Here is a 24,256-nt window from a genome sequence, read left to right as displayed (position 1 = left end):
ATAAAAAAACGCATTCAGGTGCGTTTTTTTATGCATTTTGCCTCATTTTATAAATCTCAGCTTATATTAAAATGGTCAATACTGCATAATAACGGGGTTTTCATGAGGTTGGGATTTAATTTACGCTGTTATGGACAGACGATTATTACTTGTGGCCTTTATCTTGGTCATGGGACTGGTTAATTCGACGCCAGCTTTTGCCTCGAGCTTCCTCTTCCATTCAATGTCAGAACTAAACGGGATAAGCACACTGTCCGTTCGTAAAGTTGTCAATGATTCCAATAAGGGGCTGTGGCTGGTTGATATCCGTGGTCAACAAAACACTTTGGTTGGTCAAAGACAGCCATGCCTACTCCTATTCTCCGCAACTAGCCCTACTGGAAAGGCACAATATTAGTCAGATCCCGATTGAGTCGGTAGTCCAACTGGACAATGACGCCTGGTTTGCCAATCGCAGGGGATTGTACCGCCTTTCGGAGGACGAACCGAATGTGCACTTCTTGCCCTTTCCCCATCCGATAAAGCTATCGGGTTTATATGTGGCTGACAATTACCTGTATGTTGCCGCCCAGCAGGGGGTTTACGAATACCAGTCACCGGACTTACCACCCACGAAAATACTAGATGATCACTATGTTACGGCTGTGGAGCAAGATTTGCTCGGTGAGCTATGGTTTGGTACGCGGCGAGGGGTAATCAAAGGCAAGGACGGCATATTGCAGTCTCTCGATGGTCAAGGGACCGAAAGGGCTGTACTTAGCCTGCAAGCAACCCATGAAGGAATGTGGGTTGGCAGCACCATGGGGCTCTATTTGATGGGGCTGGATATGACGGTAAGCCAGCATTTTATGCCCTCTGATTACGATCAGTATGCGTTACCTGACCGCCGTGTGTTGGATCTTCACCAAGATCGTCAGGGGAACTTATGGGTCTCTACTCCAAAGGGAGTGAGTCAGTTGCCAGTGGGTTCTCAGCGGCTAAACCGAATGCTGCTGGGTAAAGGGAGTGGGAAAATAGATGCTGGTTTGATTACTGATGTTGCCTATGCCAGTAATGGTCATTATTGGTTGGCGACCGATAATGGCTTATTTGAACTCTCGCCAATGTTCGATGTTATCCAGCACGTCCCTGACTTAGGTGCAATCAAACAGCTGATTTTGTTTGAGGGTCGACTTTGGATATTGCTGGAGAAAGGGTTGGCGTTTTATGAGGTTGGACAGTCCCGTATACAGCGCATCAGCATGCCGCAAGATATACAAGGCCATACAATCAATCGGGTCGAGGTGGATCATTTCGGCTCGGTTTGGGTCGGGGCTGAAAACGGGCTGTACCGATATTGGCCGGAGTTCAGGGAGTGGATGCCTTTTGGCAATTACTGGTTGAGGGATCCGGTGGGCGGCGAGCATATCACCAGTATCGTGGAAGACAGTGAACATCAGATCTGGGTAGGCACAACCTATGGTATGTACAAGTTTGATGCAGGCATGCTCCACTTCGTGCCGGGTACTGATGAGCATGGGGGGATCGTTGATATTTATGAAGATCGAATGGGACAATTGTGGGTGGCGACGAATTACACGCTGTTGGTATCTCAGGGCCTGAAGCCGATCAAATTGCAAGAAGTTCAACTTTCGTCCGAGCTTGTTCGACCATATTGTCTAGCTGGTGGCAGTAATGGGGTATGGCTTTCCTCAAGCAATGGGCTTTCGTTTGTAAGCTATTATGCAGATTTAAAGCAGCACTTTGGCTTCGGTAGCGGTTTACTGCCTGATGATGTGGGCTCTCGTGCCTGCTTGCATGATGACATGAACGCGTTGGTGCTAGGGTATCGACAAGGGCTGCTGAGTATTCCTGATGAGGTATTGTTCGACGAAAATATCGTCGAGCCTGAATTGTCGCTGAGTGCGGTATGGGTTGATGATGATATTTGGCCACTGGGAGATTCTTGGAGCCAGCTGAGACGCTTGCCTTACGGATCGACAATTGCCTTTAAGCTCGAGACCATGCCGTCAAGCTCACTCTTGTATCAATATCGTTTGGTTGATGAAAACGAACAGGCTGGAGAGTGGCAAATTGCCACGCAGCCACTGTTATCCGTAGGGGCCTTGTCTGCCGGGCGTTACACATTGCAAGTTCGTCGAGTTAAGCCATCTGCTGACGAAGGCGGCGAACTGAGCCATGTTTTCACGGTCCAATCTGCGTGGCGAGTTTATCAAGCGTTGATAGGCTTTGTGGTTTTATCGGTGTTGTTACTGGTGTTGTTGCTCTTCTACTGGCGTAGTCGGGTATTTCGGGATCAAACGCAGCAGCTCAAGCAGGCTGTATTTCATAAGACGGCCAAAATTGAGTTGCAGAAGAAACAACTCAATGCGAGTAATGTGCATTTGCAGCGAATATTGGATGTTCGGCAGCATATCATGGCACACCTTTCCCATGAGCTGAGAACCCCATTGCAGCTGTCGCTCGGTTTATTGTCAGATCTTCGACCGTACTGCCAGACCCCGAGCAAAATTGATATTACCGAGAGGAATATAACCCACGCCTTGCACGTCACCGAGCAACTGTTGGCCCGCGATGTTTTTGCGTTGGTCGAACCTGACAAACCTTGTGAACAATTAGTCGGCCCGATTATTCAGGCTTGCTGTATGAGCTGGCAAATCGAAGCCGAGAAAAAGCAGATAGCCCTTTGTCTTGAAGATCATATCTCAGCTGAGACATGTATTGATCTTGCCCCTTATCACCTCGAGATCATGCTGGGCAACTTATTATCCAATGCAATGAAATACACGGATAGCAAAGGGGGGATCACCGTCAATGTTAAGGAGCAGGAACAGCAGCTGGTTATTTCGGTCAGTGATACCGGCCGTGGAATGTCAGAGCAGACGAAAGCCCATTTGTTCGATAGCTATTACCAAGAAAAGCCACAATACAGTCCCGAAGGAGGCTTTGGCCTGGGTCTGAGTTCCGTTAAGCAACTGGTGGAGACTTACCAGGGGACAATTTCGGTAATTAGTTATCAAGGTGTAGGGAGTGAATTTATTCTTCGCCTGCCATTAATTGCCAGCCTCTCAGGGAGTTCAGTGCAAAGAGTCCAGAAAGAGTCGCTAGAATTAGGCTTTTGGATTATGGCTATCGGTGAAGAGGCTGACGCTGATACTGAGTGGAGCAAACAGTTATCTGAGCGCTTTCATGTTACTCATACACGGGGAGATTATGAGGATCTAATGTTGCTTGATGGCCCCTTCCCTGATGTTTTACTTGTTGACCTGTCAGTGCTTGAGCCAAGTGATTTTGAGTTGCTTAAAGGTTTAAGGGATGACTTTTTTGGCAAACATGGACCGATAATGGTAGCTGTCAGCAGTGCGACAAAGAGTAACCAACATGAGCTTCTCTCCGTCAGCTGGGCCGATAGAGTATTGACGAAGCCACTGCAGGCTCAATCGATGCTCGTTGAAATTGACCACTTGCTTAGGCAACAGCAAGCGAATCTAGAGAAGGGGCCATCTTTTGAAGAGTATCAAGGAAGTAAATGGCAAGATAATGTTCAGTCTTTGGTCTCGGATCATTTTCATTACCCGGATTTTGGTTCCTCAGCAGCAGCCAAGACGCTTCTGATGTCGGAGCGGACTTTCCAGCGTCGTTTCAGGCGGGAGTTCGGTGCACCTTTCACAGACTACGTCACTCAGTTTCGCTTTGAACAAGCGGCGGTAATGCTTAGGCAAGGAGACAAGGTGTCAGATGTTGTTCTTGCATGTGGGTTTAAGGATGCTTCCTACTTTAACGCTAGGTTCAAGGCCTATTGTGGTCAATCACCTTCTGAGTTTGCCAGTGGCGTCTCCTCTGATAAAGAATAGCGCGTGATATGGTCGACCGATCATATCACGTACCTAACATATTCTTCCTTTTATGCTTATTTACCTAGGTGGCGCAATGCCGCCTGGGTATATGTGGCGCTCATATATGAAATCGAACAATCCATGACCCAGCTTTAATATAAATAATTGTTTTAAAGTATGTGCGTTGATGTTTTTATCCGAATGCTTAAAAAGCAACCAGTTGGATTTTTAAGTGTGCCACCTGTCAATTTTGCAAACAATTACTGCAAAAATGAGGGCTTTTTTTTGATTTAAAACAACAAACAATGTGTTTCAATCTGTAACATTGTAAGCACTAATGCTAATTATTCTTATTTAGGGTGGCGATTCAGAATGAAACTGTCAGAAATGTCATGCGGGGCCGAAGGAAGGGTTATCAGTTTAGCTGGCTTACCAGCCGCTACCCGTAAAAAGCTCATGGTTATGGGGATGCTGCCCAATACGCCTGTGAGTGTTATTCGTGTGGCACCTTTAGGGGATCCTCTGCAGGTGCGAGTACGCGGTGTGGATATTGCGTTGCGTAAACAACTTGCAGAAAGCATTGATGTGGAGGTGAACTGATGCCGTACAGTATTCTGACAGTAGGTAACCCTAACAGCGGTAAAACAACCTTGTTCAACGGCCTGACAGGGGCCAAGCAGCAGGTTGGTAACTGGGCTGGGGTAACAGTAGAAAAGAAAACGGGCCGTTACGAGTGTGCTGGCGATAGCTTTGCGCTGACTGATCTTCCAGGTATTTACAATCTTGATAGTGCCAACGACGTCAATAGTTTGGATGAAGCGATTGCTTCTCGCGCTATATTGACCATGCCGGCGGATGTCATCATCAACGTGGTTGATGCTTCTTGTCTTGAGCGTAGCCTGTACATGACCCTTCAGTTGCGTGAGTTGGGCCGACCAATGGTTGTCGTGCTGAATAAAATGGATGTGCTAGAACGTCAGCGCCAGAAATTGGACATCAAAGGGCTCGAAAAAGCGTTGGGTTGTCCGGTATTGAGTCTGTCGGCAAATAACCTCAAGCAGGTGAATGAATTTAAAATCCATCTGCACAAAATGCTGGCTCAGGGGATTGCGGTTAACGAACTAACACTGGATTACGGTACCCAATTTGAGCAAGCTATTGCCGAGACAGAAACATTTTTTACCGCTGATCAACTAAACAGTCGCGCGCAAGCAATCAGGGTGCTGGAAAATGACACCTTAGTGATCAACGGGCTCTCTGAAGAGCAAAAGAATCAGGTATGTAATGTTCGCAATAACTTGATGGTTGATGTCGATCCTGATATCCAGGTTGCCGATGTCCGCTATAGCTACTTGCATCAACTTTGCAGCAAAGTCCGCCGTCAGGAAGGTAAACTGAGTCGTAGTCTGAGTGACAATATTGACAGCGTATTGCTCAACCGTGCATTCGGTATCCCCTTCTTCTTTGTCGTGATGTACCTGATGTTCATGTTCTCCATTAACATCGGTAGCGCCTTTATCGATTTTTTCGATATCAGTGTTGGCGCAATTCTGGTGGATGGAGGCCATTACCTACTTGATGATCACCTGCCGGTATGGCTGGTGACTGTGATTGCCGATGGTATCGGTGGTGGTATCCAGACTGTCGCAACATTTATTCCGGTTATTGCCTGTTTGTATCTGTTCTTGGCAATGCTCGAGAGCTCAGGTTATATGGCACGTGCAGCTTTCGTTCTTGATAAGGTGATGCAAAAAGTCGGCTTACCGGGTAAAGCGTTCGTACCATTGGTGCTGGGCTTTGGTTGTAACGTACCGGCAATCATGGCAACCCGTACGCTGGAGCAAGAGCGTGAGCGCAAACTGGCAGCCGCAATGGCGCCATTCATGTCTTGCGGTGCTCGACTTCCGGTCTACGCGCTATTTGCGGCGGCTTTCTTCCCTGAAAACGGCCAGAATGTGGTGTTTGGCTTGTACCTGCTGGGTATTGCGGCTGCCGTTCTGACCGGTTTGGTGCTACGCCATACTATTTATCCAGGTAGCAGCGATAGCTTTATCATGGAAATGCCAGACTACGAGATGCCGACACTGCGTAATGTGGGCATCAAAACTTGGCAGAAGCTGAAAAAGTTTGTGTTGGGTGCCGGTAAGACCATCGTCATGGTTGTGGCTATTTTGAGCTTCTTCAACTCATTGGGTACCGATGGCTCGTTCGGTAACGAAGATACGCCAAACTCGGTACTGGCAAAAACGGCTCAGGTAATAACACCTGTGCTGGCCCCCATTGGTGTGAAGGACGATAACTGGCCTGCAACCGTGGGGATTCTGACGGGGATCTTTGCCAAAGAAGCTGTAGTGGGAACTCTGAATAACTTGTATGCGCCTGCTGAAGGAGAGGAAGAAGCCGAGTATGACTTGGCGGGAAGCCTACAAGAAGCGGTAGCGAGCATTGGTGATAACCTATCTGGACTAAGCTACTCTGACCCATTAGGTATTGATGTCGGGGAATTAGATGATACAGCGGCGGTTGCAGAAGAGCAGGAAGTCGATGTATCAATCTTTGGTAACATTCAGGCGCACTTTGTGAGTTCTGCAGCGGCAATGGCATATTTGATCTTCATTTTGCTCTACACGCCTTGTGCAGCAGCTATGGGGGCTTATGTGCGTGAATTTGGCCAGAAGTATTCGCTGTTCATTGCGTCATATACCATGTTACTGGCGTATACCTTTGCAACTTATTACTACCAGATCGCTCACTTTGCCGATCACCCGGCAACGAGCATGATGTGGATTGGTTTGTTCACGGCTATCAATGCTGGCCTATTTATTACCTTCAAGCGTAAGGGACAGCAAATGCAAACTGAGGAGCTCGTCACCCTATGATCCTGCAGCAGCTGAAACAGTATATTGAGCAACACGGTCGCGCCAGCCGCAAGGCATTGGCAATGCGGTTCGGAATGTCCGAAGACGGCGTCGAGGCCATGCTGGAGGTATGGATCCGCAAAGGCAAGTTGGGCAAGGAGCTGATCGGCTGCGATAGTGATGGGTGTTGCCAGAGCGCGCAAGAAATCTGGTATCGCCCGCTCAAGAGTGATGAGCTTTCAGTCACCGTTATGCGTGGCTAGCAAGCAAGCAAGCAAGCGAAAAGAAAAAGGCAGCCTGCGGGCAAGGCGTTCGGATAATGTGTTGCTGAACTAAAAAAATCGGCGTGATGAGCAAATAGTTGCTTTTCACGCCGATTTTGTTTTACTGGTGCGGAATCGCTGTATGTACTTCAAAGTGAGTCATAGGCATAACCATTAGCTTTTCCTCTTCGTACTTATCTTTGAGGAACCTAAGCACTTCCTCTGGATTCCTGCGGTCAACTTCGCCATCCACTATTAATGCTTTTCCTGATTCCGCCTCGACTATAGGGTCTCTAACACCTTTGGTCATTTTTGAGGCCAACTTTGAGCCTTTCATACGCTCATAGCGTGGGGAATAATTGTTCAGACAGAGAATTGCCGAATCATTCTGATTCGTAACCATCACAGCATCTATGTCGTGATATCTGTAAAACTGGCTGTGACCGAAGTAGTAGCAGTTTCCTGATAGCTGCTTTGAGTCCCCAAAGCTAACAATTGTTTCACTGCCATATAGACCAGTTATTAACTGATCAGCTATTGCCTCATGGGCTACGCCTGTACAATGAACCCATATAACCCTAAGTAGTTCATCACCTTCAGCATGTGCTCTGATTTGTTTGTTAGCATTGCTGATGACTTTCTGCAAAATGTTCGTAGTATCAATCGTTTGGCTAATTTCAAACATTTCATCGTTCGCAAATGCTTCCTCTCTAGCTTCTTCAAGGGCTGGATTAGCTTCTTTTCTTTTTACTTCTATTAGGTACTGTTCTTCTTCTCCTGTAACGAAAAAGTCAGGAGTTTTTGTCTGTGTTTCAGGTATTTTTTCAACAGTTAATTCAAAATGATTCTCTAAAATATCTTTTACGTACTGCTCTGTATCCATGAGTTACCTCTTTAATTTAACTGTATGATAATAAATACCTTTATCATACCTACTTTAAGTTGTTTCACTGTGATAGATGATCTTTTCTAGAGATACAGCCCCTTTTGCAATGCCTAGCCTCATCGCTGGAGTCTTGCCATCCTTTCCTTTTGAAACGAAGTTATAGAACAAGCGATATAGATCAGCTAGTTTTAGATACATATCAGGCTTATAGGGGCTGTAACCATGCCAAACTCTACGGTTGTTTGTACCGCTTGAAAATGGGCGTTCAAACATGTTCACTCTACGCCTCGCTTGCATAAAGAATCGGTCGATACCATGAAGACTCGCATTTGATATTAATGCAGAAAGTCTTTTGCTATGAGGATCAATTGGTAGTGTTAATGGCGCTACAACCTTGCTAGGTTCTGCCATTGTAGACTTAGGGTAATATAGCCACTTCTCAGTTGAGCCTTTTATGGATAGTGGCTTCTCCATATGTTTCATCAGCATTTGCTGAAGTATTAGGCTTTGCTCTGCCTTTGTTGCTGAAGAAAAATGAAAGCCCGCAAAGTCGAAGAAATCTCGATGCCACTGCGCAACCTTTGCTTCCTTTTGATTGACTGTCAGTTCTTTTTCCACTCGAACGTAAAAAGCATCTGCTGAGCCATCCAAGACTCTTGAATTAAATGCTGAAAGAAATGCGTTTTTGATACCCGTATCTTGATCGAGATAGAAATAGACTTTGTCTACGTTATGAAGGAGCTTTTCCAGAAGGTGGAAATGTGCGTACATCGTGTAATCGCTGTGTACTTGCATACCAACGCTTGGCAGTGTAATTGTGTCATCAATTACTTCGCTTTGCTCTTGATTACCACGCTTACTTTCATCTAGACACTGATGTTCAATGTCATCAGTTATTGATGCAGGGTAGCTATTGTTCTTACTGGAGCGCTTTAGTTGCTCAAAGTCGCTTTCCGTCCATAGCCGTGCATGCCTCCTCATGGCTCTAAGTTTTTGGGTAGGGCTAGATTGGATCTCTTCTTCTACTTGTTGACTGTTTGAATTCTTGTCGAAGTTGAAGTGCCAACCAAATACGTAACCACTGCGATTACAAGCTGTCCCAATAGCGTGGAACTCACAGTTCTTTTTATCTTTCCTGTTTGTCCAATTGCTAAAGTGAGCTTGCCTGTCAGTGCTTAAATAAATGCGGCGGCTACTAAACTGCTCAAACAACTTTAGTTCACGCTCCCGTATATAAGTGAGAGCTTGTTCATGAAGAAAATCCAGTTTTCGATAGTATGTGTCGGGTGCAATTTCCAGCATCTCACAAGCCCGTCTAACAGGGACTTTATTAACGATGCTCAGGTAAAGTCTTTTGTTCACCTCTGAACGACGTTGTGATCTTCGGTGGTTTGTATCACTGAAAGTTTTTTTACAAGATAGACATTGATATCGCTGAGAGCCTGATTTGGTCTTACCGCTTTTCTTATAGGCTGTTGAGTTACTGCTTATTGGTAACTTATGGTTGTCGCACTCCTCATTTGGGCATGACAATTCTTTAGGCTTCAGGTAGGCACTAATCCTGTCCAGTTCCTCTTTGACACCCTCATTGCTCTTTATTGCTGAATAACCATCGCACTCTTTACAGTGCAACGAACATTCACCATTCGAAGCTCCACTTTTCTTGTAAAGAGGATCGGTTCTGCTGCCAGCAGGTAAGGGAAGCCCTTCGTTGTCGAACCTGTTGGAAAATAAGGGTGGCTCAGCAAAATTTTTACATGCAGGGTTCTTACAGAAGTTAACTTGCACTCCATCATGTGGAAGAGGGAGTCTAAGCGTATCTGAGAAAGATATTTTACCCACAAAAAAGCCCCATATAAGTACATAACATACTGTATATAGGGCTGTTTGTTGACTAAATCAAGGTTTTAGCAACACTTTAACCGAACGCCTTGGCCTGCGGGTTGCCTTTTTTTTTACCTTATGATTCCACGACGCTGAAACCGTCGATGTGGCTCAGCTCGGTCCTTAACTCTTCGGTAAGAGCTTGTTGCAGAGCGTCATCGCGCTGGGTGCCGTCGGTATTGCCCCAGATAGGGCCCGGCCAAGCAACATCATTTTTAAAGCGGGCAATATGGTGGACATGCAGTTGCGGGACAAGGTTTCCCAAGGCGCCGACGTTGATTTTGTCGGCCTGATAATCTTTTTCTAGCACCGTCGCTACAGCGCAGGACTCTTTCATTAATTGAAGCTGTTCGGTTTCAGGCAGGTGGTGGATTTCGCGAAGGTCGTTTTTACGGGGAACCAATATTAACCAAGGACCTAGCGCTTCTTTGGAAAGCAAAACCTGACACAAGGGAAGGTTACCTACAATAGTAGTATCTGCGGCCAGTCTCGGATGAAGTGAAAATTGCATAGGGCTATTCCTTAATTGTATTGTGCAGCTCACATGCTGAGATATTTGCCAACAGCCAAAAATGGGCTTTGGGGTAGGATATACCCAAGTAACCTCAAGATGTAGGTTACTTGGGTATACCGGTATCAAGAGCTGCACTGATGGCAATACGATAATGTGAATATAATGCAGTAGCAATGCTTTCTGCCATGGTTGTCGGTAATTTAATTGCGCGTCAGTGAAATAGGTTGTGATCAGAAAGTGGGTTCGGGTTTATCCGCGTTGAAGAATCAGCGGTATCGTGACGAAGTTCTAGATAGGAGTGAGACATGGGTGCTCAATATCAAGATGTGCTGGACTTTTGGTTCGGTGAGATAGGTGAGGAAGTAACGGTCACGGATCGGAATAAACTATGGTTCCGTGGTGGGGAAGAAACGGATCAACTTATCGCTGAACGCTTCCAGCAGCAAGTGAGCCAGGCTGGGTTAGGTGAACTAAGCGCCTGGACCGAGGAGCCAAGAGGAACCCTCGCACTGATTATTCTGCTCGATCAATTCAGTCGTAATATTTACCGCGGCTTAAGTGCGGCATTTCGCTATGACTCATTGGCTCTGGCCCTGTGCAAGCGTGGTTTGGCAAAGGATCAAGACTTGGCACTTACGCCGATAGAACGGGTGTTTTTCTATTTGCCTCTTGAACATTCAGAAGCTATTGAGGATCAGGAGGAAGCGGTATTTCGTTTTGACCGTTTGATGCAGGCTGTCAGCCCTGCACATGCTGAGACTTTCGAAGGGTTCTATCAGTATGCGGTCAGCCATCATGATGTCATTAAGCGCTTTGGTCGCTTCCCGCACCGTAATGCGGCTTTTGGTCGCTTATCGACCCAGGAGGAGCTGGGGTGGCTGCAGCATAAAGGCGGTCAGCGGTTTGGTCAGTAGCTAAGGGCTCAGGCGGTTAGTCAGTCGGCGGTTGACTTATCGCGATAGCATGTTGCGTTGGGCTTTATTGGACAGTGTTAGGCTAGGAAATCGGCAGTACGCGGTTTCGACCTAGCTGCTTGGCTTGGTTGAGGAAATGATCGGCGCGTTCGATAAGTGCCATACTGTGCTCCCCTTCCTGGGAGCTGCTGAGCCCAAAAGAGGCGGCCACTGAATTGATCCGCTGTCCGGACCTCTTGTCGAGTACCGAAATTTTCTCAATGGCCCTACGCATGGTTTCCGCTTGCTGGCGGGCCGAAGGCAGTGATTTATGTGGCAGCAAAATAGCAAATTCCTCCCCTCCAAAGCGATAGGCTTTGGCATAATCACGGCAACACTCCGTTAGCCTTTTGGCTACCATTTTCAAAACTTGATCGCCCATAAGATGACCGAACTCATCATTGAAAAATTTGAAGTGATCAATGTCGAGTAAAATGAGACTGGTGGGGATCTGGTTGTCGAGATAACTTTGAATATCCTGATTAAAGGCTCGGCGATTGTAGAGCTTGGTCAGTGCATCTTCATTGGCTTGCTGTTGGCTTTTATTTAGCGCAGCCCGCAAGGTTTGGATCTCTTGTTGGGCTGAATAAAGTTGGCCTTGGAATAGCCCGGTTGACTGGCGCATTTGCTGAGACTCGCGGAGCAGTTCGCGGACCAAGCCTATGGTTTCTTCAAGGGATATGCCATCTTTTCCAACCTGCTCCAGCTGGCCGAAAGTTGACTCCAGTGCATTGTGGAAGCTGTTGGTATCCGACAGGGTATCAGCCATGCTGTGTGAGAGTTCCTGTATCATGGCAGTGAGGCTAAGTTTGAGTTGCCTGACGTCGCTGTCAGTTTGGCTGGCGAGATGGTTTTGGTATAGGGTCTCGCACAACGTCGGCGTACAATGGCCAATTGCTTCGATACCATGGTCGAGCGCCATATTAAGCGAGGGGTTTTGCTGAGAGCTATAGGTATACCACAGAGCATAGTTGGTTGGAGTGGTGGGGACCCTATGCTTAATCATCAGGGGAACGGCTTGTTTCAAGATCTCCGTTGATTTCGCAAAGCTGTCGTTACTCATACCTAACATCCATTATTACGGGTCTTCTGACGCAACGTGGCTATAAAGAATAAAATAGCCTTCTAAGGATACCTTAGAAGGCTATGAATTATTAGATATTTACCGAATTATGTCAGCGTTTTATTACATGCGCTCAAGGGTTTCGATACCCAGAAGATCCAAGCCTTGTTTGATTGTCTTCGAAGTCAGTAGGGCCAGTTTCAGACGGCTCTGCTTAATCTCTTCTTCAGCGTTCAGGATTGGGCAGGCTTCGTAGAAGCTTGAGAACTTACCGGCAAGATCGAACAGGTAAGTACACATCAGGTGTGGCTGACCTTCACGAGCAACACTTTGTACTGCTTCTTCGAACTGAAGTAGGGTAGAAAGCAATGCTTGTTCTTTCTCGTCGTTAATCACGACAGGGTGAGTCAGATCAGCAAGCTCAACATCAGCACGCTTGAAGATAGAAGCGACACGGGTATATGCGTACTGCATGTACGGAGCTGTGTTACCTTCGAACGCTAGCATGTTGTCCCAGTCGAAGATGTAGTCTGTTGTACGGTGCTTAGACAGATCCGCATACTTCACCGCAGCCATTGCAACCGTGTTGGCAATGTTGGTTTTCTCTTCAGCACCTAGCTCTGGGTTTTTCTCTTCAATAAGTTTCGCTGCACGCACTTCGGCTTCGTCAAGAAGGTCGGCTAGGCGAACGGTACCACCGGCACGTGTCTTGAATGGACGGCCGTCTTTACCCAGCATCATACCGAAAGCATGGTGCTCAAGGCTTACCGCTTCTGGTACGTATTCAGCTTTACGGACAATAGTCCAAGCCTGCATTAGGTGCTGGTGCTGGCGGGAATCGATGAAGTAAAGCACACGGTTTGCACCAAGTTGCTCGTAACGGTATTTGGCACAAGCGATATCAGTGGTGGTGTAAAGGAAACCGCCGTCGCGCTTCTGGATGATCACACCCATAGGCTCGCCGTCTTTGTTCTTGTACTCTTCGAGGAACACAACTTGTGCGCCGTCATCTTCAACCGCTAGACCTTTTTCTTTTAGGTCAGCAACGATGCCAGGCAGCATGTCGTTGTACATTGACTCACCCATCACGTCATCACGGCTTAGCGATACGTTTAGGCGGTCGTAGTTGCGCTGGTTCTGGATCATAGTGACATCAACCAGCTTCTTCCACATATCAGCGCAGTACTCGTCACCACCTTGGAGTTTAACTACGTAGTTACGTGCGCGTGCTGCAAACTCGGCATCTTCATCGTAAAGCTTTTTCGATTCGCGGTAGAACGCTTCCAGATCAGAAAGTTCCATAGAAACTTCACCAGACTCTTTCTGTACACGCTCAAGGTTAGCGATAAGCATACCGAACTGCGTACCCCAGTCACCGATGTGGTTAGCCCGGATCACTTTGTGGCCTAGGTGCTCAAGGGTACGTACCACTGCATCACCGATGATGGTTGAACGTAGGTGACCGACGTGCATTTCTTTAGCAACGTTTGGTGCAGAGTAATCAACAACAATAGTTTGCTGTTCTTCAGTTGATACGCCTAGGCGTTCATCTTTCAGGGCACTTTCCGCTTGCTCGGCAAGCCATGTTTTGCTCAGGAAGATGTTGATAAAGCCAGGGCCGGCGATTTCAACTTTTTCAGCAATACCGTCAAGGTCTAGCTGTTCGATAACTTTTTGTGCGAACTCGCGAGGGTTAGTACCCAACTTTTTGGCTACGCCCATTACACCGTTGGCTTGGTAGTCACCAAATTGTGCTTTTGCAGATTGGCGAACTGCAGCAGGGCTACCGGCAGGTGCGCCTGCGGCTTCTAGTGCCTGAGATACTTTGTCATTAATGAGTGCTTGAATGTTCACACGCTTATCCTTTAAATCGTTTGTAACGCCAATAAGTAATGCAAATTGGCGAGGCAAAAACGGCACCGTATTCAAGGGATATAACCGTCAAAAATAATCACGACCATTGGCCTATTAAAGATAGCACCAAGTGATAATTTATTTACGTGAGTATTTTTGACGGGGCCGCCTCAGAAGTGGAAGAGGGGAGACATCTTGAATACGCTAGTTGCATTGCCCTAATAATACCCACAAATTTAGGTGGTTTGGCAAGCCGTAAAGACAATAGATTGCGATTTTTTTTTAATATCCATAGCGGGGTGAAAAATATGCAGGAGTCTAGCCAGCACAAGGGCTTTGCCGATGCGAATAGGGCTGTTGTCAAGCCGAAAACTGTGGATAATTATGCGTTCAATCGCTCAGCGTGACTAATTGGAGAAAAGACATGCACAAGCTAGAACAAAGAGGTCTGTTACCAGAGCAAATGTTGGCCCAGTTACCCGCTTTCATGGCAAAAATTGAACGCCTTGCCGGCGAGTTGGGTCTATCGCTTGCCGGTTACCAAGCCGATCATATTGCTTTGCGGGTCAACGACTGGGAGGTTGCAGAGCAGTTACACAAGGCGTGGTTGGCGCATGGCAAGGAATGGTCGACCAATGAAATCAACGGCCGGCCGATTGTAGTGATTGGTTTTGATACCCCGCTTAGCTGCGGCCCTTGGCAGATCGAAGCGTTGGAATTACCGTATCCGGGTGAGAAAGCATATTCACAAGAGGGGTGGGAGCATGTCGAATTTGTGATCCCGTCAAAGGCGAGTGATACCGATGCGTTGAAGGTCACTTTGGATCAAGCGTTTCCTGAGTTAGCGAGTCAGTGGGACAAATTAGTCGATAAAGGCATTAAGGTGAAAGCCAGCAGCCCGTCAGGTGAGAAAGAGCGCCTTTCCAACCCAACCTATGCTTTCAAGTTCGATGGGGTGTGTATCAAGCTGCATCCGCATTCGTTAAAGGCGGTAATTGAAAGTGAAGCGGAGTAAGCAAAGAAGTCACTCCTTTATTGAACTGATCGAATCTGCGGTACTGCTTTTGCGACAGTTGCAGGGTAAATGAGCAAAACCGACCCACCATGGGCGGTGGGTAGGAGCGACATGGATGTCTTTATGCGTTTTTGATAATTTGCCCTGCTGCTTGGCGTTCAGTGTTGTTGGTGATTACAAAATCACAGTCCGGTTCCCGTGAACAAAGACTCGATCATCAATCACTAAGCCTAGGGCTTTACTCAGCACCGACTTTTCAACATCTTTGCCTGCCCGTGCCATGTCTTTGGCACTGAAGTTATGGTCAACCGGAATCACGTTCTGGGTAATGATCGGGCCCTCATCAAGGTCGTTAGTCACAAAGTGGGCCGTGGCTCCGATAATTTTTACCCCGCGTTCAAAAGCTTGCTGGTACGGTTTGGCACCGATAAAAGCGGGCAGGAAGCTATGGTGGATATTGATGATTTTATGGGGGAACTGGGCAACGAAATTCGGCGTGAGGATACGCATGTATTTGGCCAGCACCACATAATCCGGCGTGTACTGTTGCACCGTTTCAAGCAATAGGGCCTCATGCTCGTCCCGGCTGATCCCTTCATGGCTGATGTGATGGTAAGGAACGCCAAAGTTGCGGGCGAGCTCTGCCAAATCATCGTAGTTGCCAACAATGGCGGCAATTTCGATATCAAGTGTTCCATCAAAGGTTTTGACCAGAATATCTCCCAAACAGTGAGCTTCTTTGGTCACCATGATCACAATGCGCTTACGCTCAGAACCGATCAGGCGTCGCTGGCTCCCTTCTGGCAGTGCATGGTCGAGATCGAGAAGGAAGGTTTCGTCATTGAAGTAGCCTTCCAGTTCGGTGCGCATAAAAAACTGACTATGGGAGTGAGCGACAAACTCATTGTTATGAACAATGTTGAGTTGGTGCTTGTAACAGATGTTGGTGATTTTGCTGATCAGACCCATCGCATCAGGGCAATCGGTCAGCAGGGTTTTCTTTTCCATGGTGCTCTTCCTTGAACTACTATTTTGTCAAATCCGGTTTCATAGTATTTACCTTGGATTGCTTGCGGGGTCAAAGGCTAAATCTTGAACGGGAATAAATCATGGCTGCTTAGTTGGAATATTGGCATAATGCCCGGTCAATCGACGGTGTTGCCTTAAGCCCGTTTTTCTCAAGCAAATAGCCTAAAGTCCAGATATTCGAAAGCCTATGATAGCCAAGTTTTTTGCCTCCGGTGGTGCGTTAGATAAAGCCATCCCCGGATTCCAGGCCCGCCAACCGCAAATCGATATGGCACAAGCCGTGGCCGATGCCATCAAGACCGAGAGCCAGCTTGTTGTTGAAGCGGGAACGGGAACCGGCAAGACATTTGCTTATTTGGTGCCGGCTTTGGTCAGTGGAAAAAAGACCATAATTTCTACGGGTTCCAAGAACCTACAGGAACAATTGTTCCACCGAGATCTGCCGTTAATGGCGGATGCCCTCGGCTTTACCGGTCGGGTGTCTTTGCTCAAAGGGCGGTCTAATTACTTGTGCCTTGATCGGCTGAGCCGTCAAATCACTGAAAGCCACGGCGTCCATACCGATCCGAAGCTGCTCAGCCAACTGGTTCAGGTTCGGGGCTGGTCATCATCGACCAAGAGCGGTGACTTGGGTGATTGTGAAGATATTGCCGAAGACAGCCCGGTGATCCCGATGATCACCTCGACCAATGAAAACTGCCTCGGTCGGGAATGTCCGTCCTATGACGATTGCTTCGTGGTCAAAGCGCGCCGTCGGGCAATGGAAGCTGATGTCGTGGTGGTAAACCATCATCTTTTCTTGGCCGATCAGGCAATCAAGGAAACCGGCTTTGGTGAGTTGATCCCTGAAGCTGAAGTATTCATCTTTGATGAAGCCCATCAGATGCCAGATATTGCCAGCCAGTATTTTGGCCAGAGTTTATCTAGTCGCCAGATCCAAGAGCTGGCGAAAGATGTCGAGATAGGCTACCGCACCGAAGCTAAAGATATGCGCCAGCTGCAAAAAACCGCCGACAGGCTGCATCAAGCGGCGGCAGATATGCGTATTGTGCTTGGCGAACCCGGTTTTCGTGGCAATTGGCGCGAAGCGATAACCAGCCAGGCGATTCAGCGTGAAATTACCCGGTTGACTGACGCCTTGGATCTCACCCATGAAGTTCTGAAGCTGGCATTGGGCCGGAGCCAGTTGCTGGATGCAGCCTTTGAGCGGGCAACCTTGATTAAGGCGCGACTAGAGCGGGTCTGCGATACCAGCATTACGGGCTATTCCTACTGGTATGAATGTACCCCGCGCCATTTCAACTTGCATATAACGCCATTGTCGGTCGCCGATAAGTTCAACGAACAGATTGAGCAGCAGGGCGGGGCGTGGATCTTTACCTCGGCGACCCTTGCGGTGAATGATGACTTTAGCCACTTCAGCCAGCGCCTGGGGCTCAAACCCAAACAGCAGTTTTCGCTGGAAAGTCCCTTTGATTACCAGCAACAGGCCTTACTGTGCGTGCCTCGCTTTTTGCCTGAGCCTAATAGTTTTGGTATTGCTGACAGGCTGGTGGAGATGATGGCCCCAGTTATTGAAGAGAACCAAGGGCGCTGTTTCTTCTTGTGCACCTCACATCAGATGGTGCGTGAGTTGGCCGAAGGGTTCCGGGCCAAGCTCGACCTTCCGGTATTGGTGCAGGGTGAAACGACCAAGCAGAAGTTGCTGGCGGAATACCTTGAGCGGGGCAATGCCTTATTGATAGCGACCGGTGCCTTCTGGGAAGGCGTGGATGTTAGAGGGCAAGCCCTAAGCTGTGTTATCATTGATAAATTACCCTTTACAGCACCGGATGATCCGCTGCTGAAAGCGCGCATAGAGGACTGCCGTTTACGTGGCGGAGATCCTTTTGCGCAAGTACAGATCCCGGATGCGGTGATCACCCTCAAGCAAGGGGTCGGTCGACTTATTCGTGACACACAGGATAAAGGTGTCCTGGTGATCTGTGACAACCGGTTAGTAACGCGTCCTTATGGCGCGGTCTTTCTTAACAGCCTGCCGTCTATCCCGCGAACTCGGGATGTTGTTAGCGTCGGGCAATTCTTATCTTCGGTTAATGGCCGCCAAGAGCCTGCCACAATCGAAGAACAGCATTCAGAGGCTTGAATGAGCAACAAAATTCTTGCAGTAGATACTGCAACCGAAAACTGTTCCGTAGCCCTTCTGGTGGGCGATGAAGTGATTTCTCACTGTGAGTATGCGCCACGTGAGCACACCACTAAGGTACTCCCTATGGTGGATAACGTACTGGCACAGGCTGGCCTTAAATTAAACCAACTTGATGCACTGGCTTTTGGCCGTGGCCCAGGTAGCTTTACCGGGGTACGTATCGGCATTGGTATTGCTCAGGGGTTGGCATTTGGCGCAGATCTGCCAATGCTAGGTATCTCGACCTTGGCCGCGATGGCACAGGGTACATATCGCCAGCATCAGGCCGAGCAGGTCATGGCAGCCATTGATGCCCGCATGAATGAAATCTACTGGGGCCAGTATCGTCGTCAGGCAGATGGCGACTGGGCAGTGCAAGGCAGTGAGTTAGTGATTAAGCCTGAGATGTTGATCACGCAACTGCCAATGAGTGAAGGGCAGTGGTTAACGGCCGGTACAGGTTGGGAAAGCTATGCTGATCAACTGGCACAATTGCCTGTTGAAGCCGTATCGGGTTCAGTACTTTACCCGGATGCCGCAGATATGGTGCATTTAGCCAAATATGCATTGGCTCGTAGCGAGGCCGTGATAGCTGAGGAAGCTAGCCCGGTGTACCTTCGTGATACTGTCACCTGGAAAAAGTTGCCGGGTCGCGAATAATACGTTTGCCTCATTGCCGTGTATGCATACTATTGTCGTAGCATACTCGGCAATCACTTGGATACTGGACGTTTCCTATGGTTTCTATTCAGCGCCTTCCTGTCACAATACCCCAAACGCCTTCAAAGACGAAAGTTACCCGCGCCCCTGTGCAAGGAGCCGGTGACCCAACCCCTGTTGCCAAAGCCGTTGCTCAATCGGTGCGTGATCCTGAGTTGCTAGGCGCAGCCCACTCTCAAATTCAGTATGATCAGCCTGAAGGTAAAAACCGCCAGGCGCTGGAGAGCTATATGGGGGTGATGCACCAGCAAAAGCGAGATGAACTCTCGATGCTGGTCGGGGTCGATGTCTATGTTTAATACCATGTCTGTTTGGAATAAGCCGTGTGATTCGTTGCCTGAAAGTCAGGGGATTGCGTGGATATTCATCATTTACAATGGAGTTACCGATGTTTAGGAAGCTAATCGTTGGGTTGCTTGCTGCGACTATGATAGGCTGCGCCGCGGTACCTGAGGCCCTCATGACTGATAGTGATGACCCAATCACAGATGTCACTGTGCTTAGCGATCCTACAGGTCAAGATTTTGGCCAGGCGATCCGCCTCGGCGGGGTGATTGCAGCAATTGATAATGGCGAACATAAAACCCGGTTGGAAATCGTAGCCATGCCGATAGGCAGTGACGGTAAACCCAAATTGGGTAGCAGCGCCCAACCGCGCTTTGTCGCGTATGTTGATGGCTTCCTAGAGCCTATTGAATACCATCCAGGGCGACTGGTTTCTGTTGCGGGACACGTTGCTGGGGAAGAAGAAGGCAAGGTGGGTGAGTTTAACTACCGTTTCCCAGTCGTTGCAGCCTCTGGAACCCAACTATGGCAAGTGAAACAGGAAGTCTGGATCGATGATTTTGACCGTTTCAGGAGCTGTGTCGGTCTACAGTGTTCACCCAGCCTTATTTATAATGGTTTCTCAAGGGCTGAAGTCAGAGAGCGGGTGACCAAGTAGATTGCTATGTATCAGATAGAGCTCCAGTTAGCCGATCAGATGTTGTCAGGGTTAGCCTCGTTTTCTGCCCCATTACCGATAGAGAACAAAGCCCAGTTAAGCGCTGTTTTAACGCAAAAGCCAGTCATGGTAATGCTACATGGTTGGCAGGATAATGCCGCAAGTTTTGCCCCTTTGTTTGGCAAATTGGCCGAGCACTTCCATATCATCGCCATAGATTGGCCTGGGCACGGGTTGTCGGCACCGAGAGCGGCAGATAACTTCTACCACTTTTTCGATTATGTCGATGATTTGGCCCAACTGGTCGCTTTATTAGATCAGCCGCAGGTGGTGCTTGCTGGTCACTCGATGGGCGCTTTGGTTGCAATGTCTTATGCTGCGGCGTTTGCCGATAAGGTCGCCTCTTTGGTGCTGATTGAAGGCTTGTCTCCACTATCACAGGCGGCGGAAAATGCCCCGGAGCGACTACGTCAGGGTATTGAAAGTCGACAGCGCTACCGTTCAAGGGCGCATCAGCGACAGAATCGTTCCATGGATTCTTTCCTGCAGGCGCTGGATCTGCGTTGTGCGGTTAACGGCCTACTGCCAGAGCAGATCAAGCCAGTGGTAGAGCGCGGTGTTTATCAGCGTGATGGCCGCTGGTATTGGCGTCATGACAACCGCTTGAGGTGTGAGTCGTTATATAGAATGACACCAGAGCAGGTCAGTGCCTTGGTGGGATCGGTGCAATGTCCGGTGTTATCGCTCATCGGGCAAACCGGTTATCGGCAGCTGAAAATGAGCCAATCTCAAGCCCTAGAGTGGCAACAGCTTGAGCAAGTAGAGATTGCTGGTGGCCACCACTGTCACCTGGACAGCCCTGAACGGGTGATCGGTGAGATATTGTTATTCAGTTCAAATTTTAATGCATTGACTAAATAGGTCAGTGTTACTTGTATGTTAAGTGTGCTGTAATGCGGTGTAACCACATGTTTTAATTACCCGCCAGCACAGTATAGGCACCATGCCAAAATCAATAAGGAGAGTGCAAAGTGGATAAGGTTTGGCTTAACCGCTATCCGGAAGATGTACCGGCTGAAATTAACCCGGATCAGTATCCGTCATTGGTTGAAATGTTTGAGCAGTCAGTACAGAAGTACGCTGATCAGACGGCGTTCATCAATATGGGACAGGTCATGACCTTCCGCAAACTGGAAGAGCGTAGCCGTGCTTTTGCCGCCTACCTGCAAAATGAACTGAAGGTGAAAAAAGGTGACCGCGTAGCGGTGATGATGCCTAATTTACTTCAGTATCCTATTGCCTTGTTTGGTATTTTACGTGCCGGTTGTGTGGTGGTGAATGTTAACCCACTTTATACTCCTCGAGAGCTTGAGCACCAGTTGAACGACTCCGGTGCCAAGGCTATCGTCATTGTTTCTAACTTCGCCCACACCCTAGAAAGTATCGTTAAAAACACCAGCGTTCAGCATGTGGTACTGACCAGTCTGGGTGACCAGCTGTCACGCCCGAAAGGCACATTAGTTAACTTTGTCGTGAAATACATCAAGAAGATGGTACCTAAATACCACCTTCCGCATGCGACTTCGATGCGTATGGCCCTGCGGAAAGGCCGCCGCATGCAATATGTTAAGCCGTTTATGTCTGGCGAAGATACTGCTTTCTTGCAGTACACCGGAGGTACGACGGGCGTAGCCAAAGGCGCGGTCCTAAGCCACCGTAATATGCTGGCCAACGTGATGCAGGCCAAGGGAGCTTATGGTCCGGTTCTGACCGAAGGTCGTGAACTGATTGTGACAGCGCTGCCGCTGTACCATGTTTTTGCCCTGACCGTGAACTGCTTGCTGTTTATCGAAATGGGTGGGCGGAATCTGCTGATCACCAACCCGCGTGATATTCCGACATTTGTTAAAGAGTTACAGCGTTATCCGTTTACAGCGATCACCGGTGTGAATACTTTGTTCAACGCGTTGGTCAATAATGAAGACTTCCATGAAATTGACTTCAGCCAGCTTCGTCTATCGGTCGGTGGCGGTATGGCGGTACAACGTGCCGTGGCTGAAAAGTGGAAGCAAATCACGGGCAACTACTTGCTGGAAGGCTACGGCCTGACTGAGTGTTCACCATTGGTTGCTGCTTACCCGTATGATTTGACCGACTATAATGGTTCTATCGGTTTGCCGGTACCGTCAACAGACGTCCGTATTGTTGACGACGAAGGCCTGGTACTGGCTAATGACCAGACTGGTGAGCTTCAAGTCCGTGGTCCTCAGGTAATGCAAGGTTACTGGCAGCGCCCAGAAGCGAGCAAAGAAGTACTGACTGAAGACGGTTGGTTATCAACGGGCGATATTGTCCGTTTTGATGATGAAGGCTTCCTGCATATTGTTGATCGCAAAAAAGACATGATTTTGGTGTCAGGCTTTAACGTCTATCCGAATGAAATTGAAGATGTCGTTGCCCTCAACAGTAAAGTGTTGGAAGTGGCAGCGATCGGTGAACCTCATGAGGTTTCAGGTGAGTTGGTCAAGATCTGCGTAGTTAAGCGCGACGCTAGCCTAACTCGCGAAGAGCTGCTTGAGCACTGCCGCGAGCACCTGACAGGTTACAAGGTGCCGAAAATTGTTGAGTTCCGAGATGAGCTTCCAAAGACCAATGTCGGTAAGATCCTCCGCCGAGCATTGCGTGAAGAGTCTGCTCAGCAAAGCCAGAGTGCGTAAGCGCATCGTGAATTAATACAAAGAATGCCGGCCTCAAGCCGGCATTTGATACCAAGCTGAGTAATATTCTGTTCTATCAGCGAGAATTAAAAAGTGCAGATACAAGGCACTTGTTTGCCGGTGTATTCATATCCATCTAAAGCAAGTAACGAAGTAGTTGTGCTTTTTAAACTCGCCCTTTGGGAGTTTCTCTGCCATTCGATAACTTCCCCAAATTGCATTGATGTAGAGTAACTATATCTTCTTCAATTTAGGTTGTTCTCAAACGGCAGAGAGAACTCTGATATGCTCAGCATATTGCTCAGTTTGGTATTTATGGTGAGAATACTGTGAATTTTGAAATAATTACCAACCGCGAACGGTTGGAGACGATCTGCCTCCAGGCGCGCCGCCAGACAGCGGTAATGTTAGATACCGAGTTTGTTAGAACCCGCACACTGTATCCGAAGCTTGGCTTGATCCAGCTGTTTGACGGTGAGTCTTTGGCATTGATCGACCCGTTGGCGATAGATGACTTAGAACCGTTGTGGGACCTGCTGCGTGACCAATCGGTGATCAAGGTACTTCATGCCTGTGGTGAAGATTTGGAAGTCTTCCAATATTACGCCGGCTGCTTACCGGTGCCGATGATTGATACCCAGGTGATGGCCTCATTCCTTGGCTACGGTGTGTCAGCCGGCTTCGGTACCTTGGTTAAGGACTTTCTTGGTGTTGAGCTTGATAAAGGCGAAGCCCGAACTAACTGGCTCGCTCGTCCATTGACCGATCGTCAACTCGATTATGCCGCTGCCGACGTGTACTATTTGCTGCCGCTTTACCAGAAACTGATGCCGCAAGTGGTTGATAAAGGCTGGCAAGAGGCACTGGCGCAGGAGTGTGCTGGTTTGATGCTCAAGCGGGTCAAGACCATAGATCCAGATAAAGCCTACCTTGATATCAAAAACGCTTGGCAGCTAAACCCTAAGCAACTGGCTATTTTGCAAAAAGCGGCCAAGTGGCGTTTATTGGAAGCGCGCAAGCGCGACTTGGCCCTCAATTTCGTGGTTAAAGAGCTGCATCTTTGGAAGCTGGCCCGTTTCGGCATTAAGTCCAAAGCGGTAATGGCCAAAGAAGGTTTCGAGAGCATGGAGATTCAACGCCATGCTAACCGTTTGCTGAAAATGGTTCACGATGTCGATGACATGCCGCAAGAACAGTACCCTGAAAAGCTCAGTAGGCTGGTGGATTTTCCGGGTTACAAGCAGAAAGTTAAGCATATCAAAGATGTGGTGACGGCGGTGGAGGCGGAAACCGGTCTGATGGCTGAGTTCTTAGCATCGAAAAAACAGATCAACCAGTTGATCTCGTGGGCTTGGAAAAAAGACTCACCGGCTGAAAACATGCCGGATATGCTAAAGACATGGCGCAAACCGTTGTTTGAAAAAAAAGTCTTGCCCCTGTTGAAAAAAGATTAAGGGCATAACAAAAGCCGCTATATAGCAAACAAAAAGCCCCGCATTGTGTGCGGGGCTTTTTAATAGGAGTAAGTCGAGG

Annotated in this window: 19 protein-coding genes; 13 read left to right on the top strand and 6 right to left on the bottom strand. The window is 48.2% G+C overall.

Annotation, left to right across the window (positions count from 1 at the left end):
• The first annotated feature begins 272 nt into the window (after positions 1 to 272).
• The 4 genes from NHN17_RS00580 (at position 273) to NHN17_RS00565 (ending at position 6,957) form a co-directional block, all read left to right on the top strand.
• Positions 273 to 3,854, top strand: coding sequence for an ATP-binding protein (locus NHN17_RS00580; protein WP_255040149.1), 3,582 nt, complete (start codon positions 273 to 275; stop codon positions 3,852 to 3,854).
• 354 nt (positions 3,855 to 4,208) lie between these two features.
• On the top strand, positions 4,209 to 4,436 hold the full coding sequence (locus NHN17_RS00575; RefSeq protein WP_255040148.1) for a FeoA family protein: 228 nt from the start codon (positions 4,209 to 4,211) through the stop codon (positions 4,434 to 4,436).
• Entirely contained in the window at positions 4,436 to 6,715 is a 2,280-nt protein-coding gene (gene feoB, locus NHN17_RS00570) for a Fe(2+) transporter permease subunit FeoB (protein WP_255040147.1), read from the top strand. The genes NHN17_RS00575 and feoB overlap by 1 nt, the downstream gene beginning before the upstream one ends.
• Complete coding sequence (locus NHN17_RS00565; protein ID WP_255040146.1) at positions 6,712 to 6,957, top strand: FeoC-like transcriptional regulator; 246 nt, start codon at positions 6,712 to 6,714, stop codon at positions 6,955 to 6,957. Before feoB ends, NHN17_RS00565 begins: the two co-directional genes overlap by 4 nt.
• A gap of 121 nt (positions 6,958 to 7,078) precedes the next feature.
• Here NHN17_RS00565 and NHN17_RS00560 read toward each other — a convergent pair whose 3' ends face one another.
• The 3 genes from NHN17_RS00560 to NHN17_RS00550 form a co-directional block, all read right to left on the bottom strand.
• A complete protein-coding gene (locus NHN17_RS00560) occupies positions 7,079 to 7,840 on the bottom strand; it encodes a hypothetical protein (protein WP_255040144.1) in 762 nt (253 codons plus the stop codon).
• Between the two features lie 54 nt (positions 7,841 to 7,894).
• Entirely contained in the window at positions 7,895 to 9,685 is a 1,791-nt protein-coding gene (locus NHN17_RS00555; protein ID WP_255040143.1) for an IS1/IS1595 family N-terminal zinc-binding domain-containing protein, read from the bottom strand.
• A 118-nt stretch (positions 9,686 to 9,803) separates the two neighbouring features.
• The gene (locus tag NHN17_RS00550) at positions 9,804 to 10,238 is read right to left on the bottom strand and encodes an HIT domain-containing protein (RefSeq protein WP_255040141.1); all 435 of its coding nucleotides are present in this window, start codon (positions 10,236 to 10,238) and stop codon (positions 9,804 to 9,806) included.
• 308 nt (positions 10,239 to 10,546) lie between these two features.
• On the opposite strand from NHN17_RS00550, the gene NHN17_RS00545 reads away from it, so the two are divergent.
• Complete coding sequence (locus tag NHN17_RS00545) at positions 10,547 to 11,155, top strand: DUF924 family protein (RefSeq protein WP_255040139.1); 609 nt, start codon at positions 10,547 to 10,549, stop codon at positions 11,153 to 11,155.
• 82 nt (positions 11,156 to 11,237) lie between these two features.
• Here the strand turns inward: NHN17_RS00545 and NHN17_RS00540 are convergent, their stop codons facing one another.
• Together NHN17_RS00540 and argS are read right to left on the bottom strand one after the other, a co-directional pair.
• Positions 11,238 to 12,257 carry a GGDEF domain-containing protein gene (locus tag NHN17_RS00540; protein ID WP_255040138.1) on the bottom strand — a complete coding sequence of 340 codons (1,020 nt, stop codon included), beginning with the start codon at positions 12,255 to 12,257 and terminating at the stop codon, positions 11,238 to 11,240.
• 123 nt (positions 12,258 to 12,380) lie between these two features.
• Positions 12,381 to 14,111, bottom strand: coding sequence for an arginine--tRNA ligase (gene argS / locus NHN17_RS00535; protein ID WP_255040137.1), 1,731 nt, complete (start codon positions 14,109 to 14,111; stop codon positions 12,381 to 12,383).
• Between the two features lie 424 nt (positions 14,112 to 14,535).
• Between argS and NHN17_RS00530 the strand changes: the two genes are divergently transcribed.
• Positions 14,536 to 15,126 carry a VOC family protein gene (locus tag NHN17_RS00530; protein WP_255040136.1) on the top strand — a complete coding sequence of 197 codons (591 nt, stop codon included), beginning with the start codon at positions 14,536 to 14,538 and terminating at the stop codon, positions 15,124 to 15,126.
• A 174-nt stretch (positions 15,127 to 15,300) separates the two neighbouring features.
• Here the strand turns inward: NHN17_RS00530 and purU are convergent, their stop codons facing one another.
• Positions 15,301 to 16,134 carry a formyltetrahydrofolate deformylase gene (purU, locus tag NHN17_RS00525; protein WP_255040135.1) on the bottom strand — a complete coding sequence of 278 codons (834 nt, stop codon included), beginning with the start codon at positions 16,132 to 16,134 and terminating at the stop codon, positions 15,301 to 15,303.
• 208 nt (positions 16,135 to 16,342) lie between these two features.
• Here purU and yoaA point away from each other — a divergent pair, with 208 nt between their 5' ends.
• From yoaA to rnd, 7 genes are all read left to right on the top strand, one after another.
• Complete coding sequence (gene yoaA, locus NHN17_RS00520; protein ID WP_255040134.1) at positions 16,343 to 18,301, top strand: DNA repair helicase YoaA; 1,959 nt, start codon at positions 16,343 to 16,345, stop codon at positions 18,299 to 18,301.
• Entirely contained in the window at positions 18,302 to 19,003 is a 702-nt protein-coding gene (gene tsaB / locus NHN17_RS00515) for a tRNA (adenosine(37)-N6)-threonylcarbamoyltransferase complex dimerization subunit type 1 TsaB (RefSeq protein ID WP_255040133.1), read from the top strand. It begins immediately after the preceding gene.
• A gap of 77 nt (positions 19,004 to 19,080) precedes the next feature.
• Complete coding sequence (locus NHN17_RS00510; protein WP_255040132.1) at positions 19,081 to 19,362, top strand: hypothetical protein; 282 nt, start codon at positions 19,081 to 19,083, stop codon at positions 19,360 to 19,362.
• Between the two features lie 89 nt (positions 19,363 to 19,451).
• Positions 19,452 to 20,006, top strand: coding sequence for a Slp family lipoprotein (locus tag NHN17_RS00505; RefSeq protein WP_255040131.1), 555 nt, complete (start codon positions 19,452 to 19,454; stop codon positions 20,004 to 20,006).
• A 6-nt stretch (positions 20,007 to 20,012) separates the two neighbouring features.
• Positions 20,013 to 20,927, top strand: coding sequence for an alpha/beta fold hydrolase (locus NHN17_RS00500; protein ID WP_255040130.1), 915 nt, complete (start codon positions 20,013 to 20,015; stop codon positions 20,925 to 20,927).
• 110 nt (positions 20,928 to 21,037) lie between these two features.
• Positions 21,038 to 22,723, top strand: coding sequence for a long-chain-fatty-acid--CoA ligase FadD (fadD, locus tag NHN17_RS00495; protein ID WP_255040129.1), 1,686 nt, complete (start codon positions 21,038 to 21,040; stop codon positions 22,721 to 22,723).
• Between the two features lie 329 nt (positions 22,724 to 23,052).
• Entirely contained in the window at positions 23,053 to 24,177 is a 1,125-nt protein-coding gene (gene rnd, locus NHN17_RS00490) for a ribonuclease D (protein WP_255040128.1), read from the top strand.
• Positions 24,178 to 24,256: the final 79 nt, after the last annotated feature.

It is taken from the genome of Photobacterium pectinilyticum (assembly GCF_024357955.1).
GTDB classification, from domain to species: Bacteria; Pseudomonadota; Gammaproteobacteria; order Enterobacterales; family Vibrionaceae; genus Photobacterium; species Photobacterium pectinilyticum.
The sequence above is the reverse complement of the archived record's forward strand: the minus strand, read 5'-3'. Positions and strand labels throughout refer to the sequence as shown.